The sequence below is a fragment of the Mesorhizobium sp. BR1-1-16 genome, from assembly GCF_020165495.1.
In the GTDB taxonomy this organism is placed as follows: domain Bacteria; phylum Pseudomonadota; class Alphaproteobacteria; order Rhizobiales; family Kaistiaceae; genus Kaistia.
On record NZ_JAIUIE010000006.1, the window covers coordinates 51,406 to 62,318 of the forward strand.

The following is a 10,913-nucleotide window of genomic DNA, read 5'->3' on the forward strand; positions in this document are numbered from 1 at the left end:
AGGCCGCTAGTCGCGTCGCTTGCCTGACCGGTCGGTGCTGCGCCGCTTCATCACCTCCACGCCCATGTCGATCACGCGTTCGCCGACCGGTGCGCCGCCAAGCCGCCTGCGGATAGCGACGACCGCATCGAGGCCGTTTCGATAGCGGTGCGTGCGCCCGCTCGAGAGTGAGGGAAATGCCGATTCCATGTAGTCGTGGTCGTTGAACCCGGCGATGCCCATATCCTCCGGGACGCGGATGCCCTGGGCCTGGCATTCGAACAGCACGCCCAGCGCCAGGATGTCATTGTTGCAGAACACCGCATCGAGCCCGGGATTCGCCGCGATCGCCGCCCGGAACAATTCGCGGCCAACGCGTGGCGTCGCAAGTTCGAGCACCGGCCGGCCTGTGGGCGTCTCCGATGCATCGGCGAGTTTTGGCATGAAGCCAGGTGAAAACGAATGCTCGAGGCTGGGCTGCGGCAGGCCCGCGGCCGCCAAGGCATCCCGATACCCGTCGAGCCGCCCCGACGAACGACGGCTTACCCAGCCGGCAATGAAGCCGATCCGGCGATAGCCCTCCTCGATCAGGTGTTCGGTGACCTTGCGTCCGCCACCGTAATGGGAGAAGCCGATGATCTGGTCGATCGGATCGGCTGAGAGGTCCATGATCTGGATGACGGGGCATCCCGCATCTTCGAGCATCCGCCGCGCCTCGGGCGTCTGGTCGATGCCCGACACAATCATGCCCGCAGGCTTTTCACGGAGGAAGACCTTGATCAGCCGCTCCTCCTCGGCCTCGTCATAGCGGGTATTGCCGACTTGGACCGTCAACGGACTGCCGTCGACACCATCGTAAACGCCGCGCAATACATCGGTGAAAACCGTCTGCGAAAGGGACGGAATGAGAACCCCGACCACCGACGATCGCGTCGACGCCAAAGTCCGGGCGCTGAGATTGGGGACGTAGCCGAGCGCCTGCACCGCTTCATCGATGGTCTTGCGCAGCGTGTCGGATACGAGCGACGGATCGCTCAGCGCCCGCGACACGGTGATTGCGGCAACGCCGGCCCGCGCCGCCACGTCGGCGATGGTAGGACGCCCATCGCCGCGCCTTCGCCGGGCCGACAGGTCCGCTGAAGACTTCTTTCTCTGTGGCCGAATACTGTCCATGGGCCCACTGCAATTGGTACAAACTGGCCAATGGCGAGAAGCCGTCGATTGGCCTTCGGTCTCGATCCTTTTGACCCTATAGCGCGCGCTGCATCAAGAGCCGGTTTTCAGCCCTTTGCCGATCAAGTTCCAACGGTAAGCATTATGCTGGTCACTGCCGCGGAAAACTCCAACTTCAATCGGTCAAGTTCTCAGGGAGCAGATCACCGGAGCAGGACCATGCGGCGCAGCCGTTTCAGTGAAGAGCAGATCATCGGCGTCTTGAAGGAGCACGAGGCCCGGATGAAGCCGTCGGACCTCTGCCGGAAGCACGGGATCAGCGAGACGACCCTCTACAAGTGGAAGGCTAAGTTCGGCGGGATGACGGTTCCGTAGACTGGGCGTCTGCGCGCGCTCGAGGAAGGGAACCGGCGGCTGAAGGAGCTTTTGGCCGAGCAGAGGCTCGACAACGCCGTGCTGAAGGACCTCCTGGGAAAAACTGATCACGCCTGCAGCCCCGTTCGATGCCGTGCGGTGGGCGATCGCCGGCCTACGGCGAGCTGATCCGCAACACGCCGCTCCTGCTGCAGCTCTTCTTCTGGAGCGCGACGCTGCATGCGCTCCACTCGCCGCGCCAGGAACTGGTGCCGCTGCCAGGCGTCCTCCTGACCAATCGCGGCCTCTCTAGTACGGCTATCCACTTCGCGAGCGGGTTTGCCGGCGCGCTCGCCCTTGCGACTCCGCTCGCGGCGCTGCTGGCCGGCCTCGCCCTCCGGCGTCGCGGCTGGAGCCCACGCGTTGCCACCGGCATCGGCCTCGCGATCCTCCTGCTCGGCATCGCCGGCCTCGCGCTGCATGGCGACATCCGGGCCGACCTGCCGACGCTGAGGGGCTTCAACATTTCCGGCGGACTGTCGCTGACGCCGGAATTCTCGGCGCTCCTGATCGGTCTCTTCGTCAACGCCTCGGCCCTGATCGCCGAGATCGTGCGCAGCGGCATCCAATCGGTGCCCAAAGGCCAGTGGGAGGCGGGACGCGCCGTCGGCCTCGGCAATGGCCAGATCATGCGGCTGATCGTGCTGCCGCAGGCGCTGCGCGTCATCACGCCCCTGATGACGTTGAGCTATCTGAGCCTCACCAAGAATTCGAGCCTCGCCGTCGCGATCGGCTATCCCGACCTCGTCAACATCATCAACACCACCGCCAACCCGACCGGCCAGGCGCTGGAGGTCATCATGATCATGGTCGCGATCTATCTTCTCATCTGCGCCGCCGTCTCGCTCGCCATGAACCGATACAATGCACGGCAGGTGCTGAAAGGGCTGCAGCGATGACGCTCGTGCTGCCGGACACGAGCCGCCGGGGGCCATCAGCCTGGCAGCGCGGGATGAAAGGGCTGTTCGGCACGCCGCTCAACATCGCCATCACCCTCGCCTTCCTCCTCTTCTGTGCGACCGTGGTCTGGCCGTTCTTGCGCTGGGCGACGATCGACGCGGTCTGGACCGGAACGGCGAAGGACTGCGCGGTGCGATCGGGCGCCTGCTGGGCGTTTCTCGGCGAGAAGGCGCGCTTCATCACCTTCAGCATGTATCCGCGCGACTATGACTGGCAGGCCGCGAGTGCGACGGGGCTGATCGCCCTGCTGCTCGTCGCCACCGCGATCCCGCGCTTCTGGACGCGGCACCTGCCGCTCCTGTGGCTCGGCACGATCGCCCTCGCGGTCGCGATCCTCGCCGGGCTACCGAGCGGCCGCTTCGTCGGCACCGAGAAATGGGGCGGCTTCCCGCTGACGGTTCTCCTGTCGACGGTCGGCTTTGCCGGCGCCTTCCCGCTCGGCATCGCGCTGGAGCTGGGGCGGCGATCCAAGCTGCGCCTCGTCAGGCTGCTCTCGGTCGGCTTCATAGAGGCGCTGCGCGGCGTGCCACTCATTGCCGTGCTCTATGTTGCGACGCTGCTCTTCCCGTTGATGCTGCCGGCCGGCGCGTCGACCGACAAGCTGGCGCGGGCGCAGGTCGCCATCATCCTCTTCGTCTCCGCCTATATGGCCGAGATCGTCCGCGCCGGACTGCAGGCCGTGCCGTCGGACAGTCCGAAGCCGCCCGGTTGCTCGGCCTCTCCTGGTGGGCGACGACGCGGCTCGTGCTGTTGCCGCAGGCGCTGCGCGCCGTCATCCCCGCCTTCGTCAACCTTGCGATCGGCCTGTTCCTCGACACGACGCTTGTCATCGTCATCGGCCTTTTTGACTTCCTCAACACCGCCCGCGTCGCTGCGACCGACCCGAACTGGATCGGCTTCTACAATGAAGCCTACGCCTTCGCCGCGACGGTTTATTTCACGCTCGCCTTCGCCGCCTCGCGCTACAGCCTGTGGCTCGAAGGATTTCTGCGCGGCGGCAGATAGCAAGGCATCAGGGAACCGTTTTCGAAACGCCTGCTCGCAGTATCGAAAGAAAGATATCCGGGCCACAGCACTCCCCTAGGGGACGCGTCTCCATCAAGGCGTTTGCGCCAATGGTGTTTGGTGCGGACGACGGGGCTCGAACCCGTACTCTCAATGAGAAGCAGATTTTCTTGCCACTTCGACTTTCGCCGCCGCCATCTGGCGTTCGTGGTCTGGACTGTCCCTTCACCGTGGCCCAAAGGCTTTAGGTGCCGCCCGTCCAGTCTCTACACCTTCCCCCAGCGGGGCTTGGCTCGGGATCGGCTTAGGGCTCCTGCCCGTTAGCGTTCCCCGACTTTGAGCGGTTCTACTCTACGGATTTCCCCGCAGGCACTCCAATTTCAAAAGTCTGCTGCGTCTACCGATTTCGCCACGTCCGCTTATCGCCGCCGATTCTATCCTAAGCGCGCTGCTTCTATCCTAAGCGCGCTGCACCTATGATGCACCTAGGAACGGATCTGGCTATCCCAACCTCCGACTGCGCGCATGAGGAGCGCGTTGAAAAACAAGAGCTTCTAGACGCGCCGACTTGTTTGCCCGATGGCAGAGGAAGGGCTTTTTAAGTCCCTTGCGTCTACCAGTTTCGCCACGCCCGCGCCGGCGGAGTTCTGTCATTTTGTGCGGCTGTGCGATAGTCCGGCAAGACGGCGAAAACGCCTCCATCACAAATTTCGGCTTCCATTGCTTTCTTCGGCTGCTAGGAAGGGCCGTGCAGTGAATCGTGGCACCACGACGGCTCGCTCACCTTTGATACCTCTGGACCCGAGCCGCCAGGACTCCGCTTGCCATGAACGAATCCCCTGCCACGCCCATCTCCCACCGCCAGTCCCTCCCCCTCGAACCGTTCGAGATCCTGTCGCGCGCACGCGCCATGGGCCGTACGCTGGTCGGCGTCCGCGCGCCCGGCGCGCTGCTCGAGCGGATCGGCATCTTCGATGGTCTGAGACTGGAGGACGGCTTGCTCGTGGCCGAGAATGCCGCCGCCCGCACCGTCATTGACCCGTCCGTCATCGCCGCCATCGTCGCCGATGTCAGCGAAACGCCGCATGACACCGTACTGACCTATGTCGATTTCCTCGATGCGGACGGTGTATCGGTGATCAAGGTCACGGCGCTGGAAGGGCCGGAGAAATTCGACGCCGCGCTCGAAGGCCTCGCCCGCGCTCCGCTGCCCTATGTGCCACCGCTGCCCCGCACGACTGTTCCTGTCGACGCCGCGGATATCGGCGGTGTTCCGCTCGTGGCGGCGAGCGCCAGCGCTGCGAGCGTGACGCTCAGCGTTCGCCGGTCGGGCGCCGAACAGTCATGGACCGGACCGCTTGAAGCGATCAAGTTCGGCCATTCCTATGTCAACGTGATCCAAGCCGACGTCCATCTGCATCTTGCCGCACGCGCGGTCGCAGCCTGGAATCGCGGAGTGGCGGGCGAGACTGTGACGTTCAGCGCGACCGACGGGGCCGGTCAGCCGATCGGCCTCACGGTGAGCGGTCCCCGCAATGCCTTCGAGGCGATGGCGGAGACCGTCTGACACCGGATGGCGCCGTTCAGTTCTCGTCGTTTTCCTTGCGGATATCGGCGATGAACTCTTCGGCGCCCTTCTTCACTTCGCGGACATGGTCGCCGGCATCCTTAAGGAAGCGGTCGAGCTCGAGGCGCAGGCCCGAAGCGGACGGCTTCTCGACGGTGTCGGCATAGGCGATCATGCGTGCCGTCACGGCGAGATCGAGCAGCAGCGCCACGAGAAGCCCGTCGTCCAGTTCCTGTTCGTCGGCATAGTCCGAGATAATCTCGAACAGGGCGCCGCGGTGCTCCTCATATTCCTCAGCGAAAGCCTCGAACTCGGCGTCTTCAGTCGGCTCGGTCATCGTTTCATCTCCTCAGCCGACGATCGGCGGTTGAAAGGTCAGCCCCATATCCCAGGGGAAGTAGATCCACGTATCCTGTGACACTTCGGTGATGAACGTGTCGACCTCGGGGCGGCCAAGCGGCTTGGCATAGAGCGTCGCGTAATGCGCCTTCGGCAGCATCTCGCGAACGAGGCGCGCCGTCTTGCCGGTATCGACCAGGTCATCGATCACCAGAATGCCCGCGCCTGCGCCGCCAGCGAGGTCGATCACCGCCTGGCTGACTGGCTTCAGGACCTTGAGCGAGCCCTGTTCCTGGTAGTCGTGATAGGACGCGACACACACCGTCTCGACGATGCGGATGCCGAGTTCGCGCGCGACCACCGCCGCCGGAACCAGGCCACCACGGGTGACGCAGACGATCGCCTCCCATTTCTTGTCGCCCGAAAGGCGCCAGGTCAGCGCGCGCGCGTCCCGATGAAACTGGTCCCACGAGACCGGAAAGGCCTTGTCGCTTCGCGCATCCGCCATGGCTTTTTATCCCCGTATCTTGATTTCGCCCCAGCCATGGAATGCCATGCGCCAGCATGCAATCTGCCAGAACTTGCGCTCCACAGGAAAGCACACTGTTCCGCCGTCATCGCCGGACTTGTCCCGACAATGCAGCCATTGGCTCGGCCGCGTGCCGCCGCAGGCAGCCTAGCGCGGCTGCACGAGCAATCCGGCGATCAGCCCCTCGACGGCGCGGACCGCGAGATCGAGCCTTGCCTGCTCCCGCGAGCGCAGCACGATGTCGGTCGCGAAGCCCCCGTCGAGCATTTTCGGATAGCTGCCGATCGAGACATCCGGAAAATCCTTCTGGATGGCACCGAGGCCAGCCGCGATCCGCCCCTCGCCCATCGAGGCGGGAACGGTGGCCGACAGCATCTTGGCGCCGGTCGGGATCGTCGCGGTCACGGCGTCGAGCATCGCCTGCATGATGACCGGGACGCCGGCCATCACATGGACATTGCGGATGGTGAAGCCCGGCGCCTTCGAGACGGGATTATCGATCAGGTCGGCGCCGGCCGGAATGCGGGCCATGCGCATCCGCGCCTCGTTGATATTGGCCTCGCCATAATGCGTCGTCAGGATGGCCACGGCGCGCGGATCGTGATCGATCGTGACGTCGAACGCCTTCGCCATGGCGTCGGCCGTGATGTCGTCATGCGTCGGCCCAATGCCGCCGGTCGAGAAGACGTGATCATAGCGGTCCGAAAGCGCACGCACAGCCGCGATGATGTCGTCCTCGACATCCGGCACGACGCGGACCTCGCGGACATCGATGCCGATCGCCGTACAATATTCGGCGATATAGCCGATATTCTTGTCCTTGGTCCGGCCTGAAAGAATCTCGTCGCCGATCACCAGGATCGCCGCGGTGACGATCCTGTGCGCCGTCTCGCTGCCGCCTGCCGTCATGTCCGCCGTCTCCTGATGCTGATCCGCGCCGAGATGTAGCCGCTCAGCGCGCGCCGCTCAACGCCGCCGCGACGTCAAAACCCTTGTATCTCGCTGCCCGATGCGCCAGATCGTTGCCATCCTCGTCAGCAACAGGCTTGTTCCGGAAGCAGAGGAATGCTGTGCTTCGGAACGAGGGAGCGTTTCCATGGTCACTTATGTCGATGCCGATGCCGCCCCATTGAAGAACAACGGCCAGATCCGCCTCTATGGGCCCCAGGCGTTTGAAGCCATGCATCGCGCCGGGCAACTCGCCGCGGCCTGCCTCGACGGCCTGGCCGATATCGTGCGGCCGGGCGTGCCGACCGACACCATCGACCGTTATGTCTATGAATTCGGCGCCGACCATGGCGCCCTGCCGGCGACACTCGGCTATCGCGGCTATACGAAATCGACCTGCACCTCGATCAATCATGTCGTCTGCCACGGCATTCCCGATGCGAAGCCGCTGCGCGACGGCGATATCGTCAATGTCGACGTCACCTTCATCCTCGACGGCTGGTATGGCGATTCGAGCCGCATGTATCCCGTGGGCAATGTGAAGCGCGCGGCCGAGCGGCTCGTCGAGGTGACTTACGAATCGCTGATGCGCGGCATTGCCGCCGTGAAGCCCGGTGCCACCACTGGCGACATTGGCTATGCGATCCAGTCCTTTGCCGAAGGCGAACGCTGCAGCGTAGTGCGCGATTTCTGCGGTCACGGCGTCGGCCGCCTCTTCCACGATTCGCCGAATATCCTGCATTACGGCAATCCAGGCGAAGGCATCGAGTTGCGCCCCGGTATGATCTTCACCATCGAGCCGATGATCAATCTCGGTCGTCCCCATGTGAAAGTCCTCTCGGATGGCTGGACTGCCGTCACGCGCGACCGTTCGCTGTCCGCCCAGTTCGAGCACACCGTCGGCGTGACCGAGACTGGCTGCGAAATCTTCACCCTTTCGCCGCGCGGCTATACCTGCCCGCCCTACCCGACCGGCGCATGAGCGGATTCGAAGACGGGGCGGACGCACCGCCGCACTTTCTCGGCCATCGCGAGCGGTTGAAGGCGCGGTTCCGCGACAGTGGAGCCGACGCCCTCGCCGACTATGAACTGCTGGAGCTGATCCTGTTCGCCGCAGTGCCGCGTCGCGATACCAAGCCGATTGCCAAGGCCCTGATCACTCGCTTTGGCACCTTCTCCGAAGTGCTGGCCTCGCCCGAGGCGCGGCTGATGGAGGTGCCGGGCGTCGGCGCCTCGGTCGCGCTGCATCTCAAGGTCGTTCATGCCGCCGCCAAGCGGCTGGCACTCGGCGCCGTTCGCGAACGGCCCCTGCTCGGCTCATGGAGCGCGGTCATCGAATATTGCCGGGTGGCGATGGCCTATGAGGAAAAGGAGCAGTTCCGCATCCTGTTCCTCGACAAGAAAAACGCGCTCATTGCCGATGAAGTTCAGCAGACCGGCACGGTCGATCACACGCCGGTCTATCCGCGCGAGGTGGTGAAGCGGGCGCTCGAACTCTCCGCCACCGCGATCGTGCTCGTCCATAACCATCCGTCCGGCGATCCGACCCCCTCGCGCGCCGACATCCAGATGACGAAGACCATTGTGGACATCGCCGCCCCGCTCGGCATCGCTGTACACGACCATCTCATCATCGGCCGCAACGGCACCGTCAGCTTCAAGGGGCTGAAGCTGATCTGATCCCTCTGAAGCATCTATTGGCGCAAATCCCGATCAAGATGGAGATCCTTCGATGACCGATGCGGCTTCGCCGGGCGAGATCGACGCAAAGACCTTCTGGCGCACGCTTGGCCAACGGGCGACCGGGATGACCGTCGTGACATCGGACAGCGATGACGGCCCAACCGGCTTTCTCGGTCTGTCCGCCAGCCATGTGACGGCAAATCCCCCGACGATGCTCGTCTCGATCGACCGCAAGACCCACGCGCTGGCCGGTGTGCTCGCCCGCCGCCACTTCGCGATCAACTATCTGCCGGCAGAAGCCGGCGCGCTCGCCGATGCCTTCGCCGGCCGAAGCGAGCTTTCCGGCGCCGCGCGCTTCGCACCGGAGCAATGGATGACGCTTTCCAGCGGGGCGCCGATCCTCAAATCCGCGCTCGGCGCCTTTGATTGCGCGGTGACCGACATCATCGAGCACGGCGATATCTCGATCGTCATCGGCCGGGTCCTCGCGGTTCACATCGGTGCGGACAGCGAGCCCCTCATCTTTTTCCGTGGCAAGAGCTGGCGAGGTGTCGGCGAGCCCGCTTGACCCCGCTGTCAAGGATCCCCCGGGCCGATCGCGCTCGCAAAGCGATCTGCGTCACACGCTGTCGCAAAATGGCTACCTGGATATCCGCTTGACCGGCGAAGTTGCGCCGAACACGGGCGCGGCAGAGCCTGCCGTACCGTCCGGTCAGGGGGAATTTCGGAATGCAACGATCCGCACTAAGGACATCCGTATCGTCACGCCAGCCGAGCCGGCCGCCCCGTCGCGGCTGGCAGGCCGCAACGCTTGCGGTGGCCGCCACCCTGGTGGCCGCCACACCGTCGCATGCCACGTCGATGACGCCTGCGGTGAGCAAGGACGAAGCGAGCGCAATCGCGGTCGACGCGTATCTCTATCTCTACCCGCTCATCACCATGGATCTGACGCGCCGGCAGCTCATCAATATGCCGGCCGATTCGGGTATCGGCGGACCGGCAAACGCCTTCGCCAATATTCTGGCGTTTCCAGCAGCGGATATGCGCACTGTGGTGCGGCCCAATTTCGATACGCTCTATTCGAGCGGCTGGCTCGACCTGACGAAGGAGCCAGTCGTCGTGACGACGCCGGATACCGGCGGGCGCTATTACCTCCTGCCTATGCTCGACATGTGGAGCGATGTGTTCGCAGCGCCCGGCTGGCGCACCACCGGGACGGCGGAGGGCCACTTCCTTGTTACCCCACCCGGCTGGCGTCCGGAACTCAAGGAAGGCTGGCAAGCGGCCCTGAACCTGCCGGCGGACACCCAGCGCATCGAAGCGCCAACGCCGAATGTCTGGATCATCGGCCGAACCAAGACGGATGGGCCGGCCGATTATGATGCCGTTCACAAGATCCAGGCGGGCTATCGTATCACGCCGATCTCCGCCTGGGGCAAGGATGCCGGGCCTTCGGCGCCGTTCAAGCCCGATCCGTCCATCGACATGAAGACCCCGCCGAAGCTGCAGGTCGATACCATGCCGGCGGCTGCTTATTTCGCCTATGGCGCGAGCCTGATGGGCGAGAATCCGCCGCATATCACCGACCAGCCGATCCTCGCGCAGATGCGGCGCATCGGCATCGAGCCCGGCAAGCCGTTCGATGCCTCGCAGCTTTCCGCCGATACCAAAGCAGCGATCGAAGCCGCCCCGTCCGGCGCGCAGGCGCTGATGAAGTGGAAGGTGCCGACGCTGGCGCGGATCGCCAATGGATGGTCGCTGAACACCGACACGATGGGCGTCTATGGCAACTACTATCTGAAGCGGGCCATCGTCGCGCAGCTCGGTCTCGGCGCCAATCTGCCCGAGGACGCGATCTATCCGATGAACCTGGCCGATGCCGAGGGCCAGCCGCTCACCGGCGCGCATGATTATGTCATCCATTTCGAAAAGGGCGCGCTGCCGCCCGTCGATGCGTTCTGGTCGATCACGCTCTATGACGGCGAGGGCTTCCAGGTTGCAAATCCACTCAACCGCTTCGCGGTCTCGAGCTGGATGCCCTTCGTCACGAATCCTGATGGATCACTCGACCTCACCATTGGTCCGGACTCGCCCGGCAGCGCGACGGAAGCCAACTGGTTGCCGGCCCCGAAGGGACCGTTCAACCTGACCATGCGGCTCTATGCGCCGAAATCAGACGCTCTCACCGGCAAGTGGGTGCCACCGGTCGTGCGGCGCGCCGCCGCGCTGGCGCCGATCGGCGCGCAGTAAAAGACGTCGCCTTCAACAATACCGGTCCCGCCGGAGCCAAGGCTGCGGCGGGACCGCGCTCGATTG

11 protein-coding genes and 2 pseudogenes are annotated in these 10,913 nt (G+C 64.4%); 9 read left to right on the forward strand and 4 right to left on the reverse strand.

Translation table 11 applies throughout. The features are described from left to right. Positions 1-6: 6 nt before the first annotated feature. Positions 7-1,152, reverse strand: a complete 1,146-nt coding sequence (locus tag LB518_RS14570) for a LacI family DNA-binding transcriptional regulator (RefSeq protein ID WP_224578250.1) — start codon at positions 1,150-1,152, stop codon at positions 7-9. A 219-nt stretch (positions 1,153-1,371) separates the two neighbouring features. Here LB518_RS14570 and LB518_RS14575 point away from each other — a divergent pair. From LB518_RS14575 to LB518_RS14595, 5 genes and pseudogenes are all read left to right on the forward strand, one after another. Further along, positions 1,372-1,663, forward strand: a pseudogene (locus tag LB518_RS14575) (transposase); the annotation flags it as partial. Beyond that, positions 1,656-2,465, forward strand: a complete 810-nt coding sequence (locus LB518_RS14580) for an ABC transporter permease subunit (protein WP_224578251.1) — start codon at positions 1,656-1,658, stop codon at positions 2,463-2,465. The pseudogene LB518_RS14575 and the gene LB518_RS14580, both read left to right, overlap by 8 nt. Before the next feature lie 251 nt (positions 2,466-2,716). After that, positions 2,717-3,133: pseudogene (locus LB518_RS14585) on the forward strand (amino acid ABC transporter permease); the annotation flags it as partial. Between the two features lie 137 nt (positions 3,134-3,270). After that, entirely contained in the window at positions 3,271-3,531 is a 261-nt protein-coding gene (locus LB518_RS14590) for an ABC transporter permease family protein (RefSeq protein ID WP_353619958.1), read from the forward strand. A gap of 826 nt (positions 3,532-4,357) precedes the next feature. Continuing rightward, entirely contained in the window at positions 4,358-5,098 is a 741-nt protein-coding gene (locus LB518_RS14595) for a hypothetical protein (RefSeq protein WP_224578252.1), read from the forward strand. A 16-nt stretch (positions 5,099-5,114) separates the two neighbouring features. Here LB518_RS14595 and LB518_RS14600 read toward each other — a convergent pair whose 3' ends face one another. From LB518_RS14600 to LB518_RS14610, 3 genes are all read right to left on the reverse strand, one after another. Continuing rightward, complete coding sequence (locus LB518_RS14600) at positions 5,115-5,435, reverse strand: hypothetical protein (RefSeq protein ID WP_224578253.1); 321 nt, start codon at positions 5,433-5,435, stop codon at positions 5,115-5,117. Between the two features lie 12 nt (positions 5,436-5,447). Next, positions 5,448-5,945 (reverse strand): xanthine phosphoribosyltransferase, encoded by a 498-nt coding sequence (gpt, locus tag LB518_RS14605; RefSeq protein ID WP_224578254.1) that lies wholly within the window; start codon positions 5,943-5,945, stop codon positions 5,448-5,450. Positions 5,946-6,113: 168 nt separating this feature from the next. Continuing rightward, the gene (locus LB518_RS14610; protein WP_224578255.1) at positions 6,114-6,875 is read right to left on the reverse strand and encodes a competence/damage-inducible protein A; all 762 of its coding nucleotides are present in this window, start codon (positions 6,873-6,875) and stop codon (positions 6,114-6,116) included. Positions 6,876-7,062: 187 nt separating this feature from the next. Between LB518_RS14610 and map the strand changes: the two genes are divergently transcribed. The 4 genes from map to LB518_RS14630 all read left to right on the forward strand — a co-directional run bounded on the left by map (position 7,063) and on the right by LB518_RS14630 (position 10,847). Continuing rightward, complete coding sequence (gene map, locus LB518_RS14615; RefSeq protein ID WP_224578256.1) at positions 7,063-7,896, forward strand: type I methionyl aminopeptidase; 834 nt, start codon at positions 7,063-7,065, stop codon at positions 7,894-7,896. After that, a complete protein-coding gene (gene radC, locus LB518_RS14620) occupies positions 7,893-8,594 on the forward strand; it encodes a RadC family protein (RefSeq protein WP_224578257.1) in 702 nt (233 codons plus the stop codon). Before map ends, radC begins: the two co-directional genes overlap by 4 nt. A 52-nt stretch (positions 8,595-8,646) precedes the next feature. Further along, positions 8,647-9,165 (forward strand): flavin reductase family protein, encoded by a 519-nt coding sequence (locus LB518_RS14625; RefSeq protein ID WP_224578258.1) that lies wholly within the window; start codon positions 8,647-8,649, stop codon positions 9,163-9,165. Between the two features lie 293 nt (positions 9,166-9,458). Beyond that, entirely contained in the window at positions 9,459-10,847 is a 1,389-nt protein-coding gene (locus LB518_RS14630) for a DUF1254 domain-containing protein (RefSeq protein ID WP_224578459.1), read from the forward strand. The last annotated feature ends 66 nt before the right edge of the window (positions 10,848-10,913 follow it).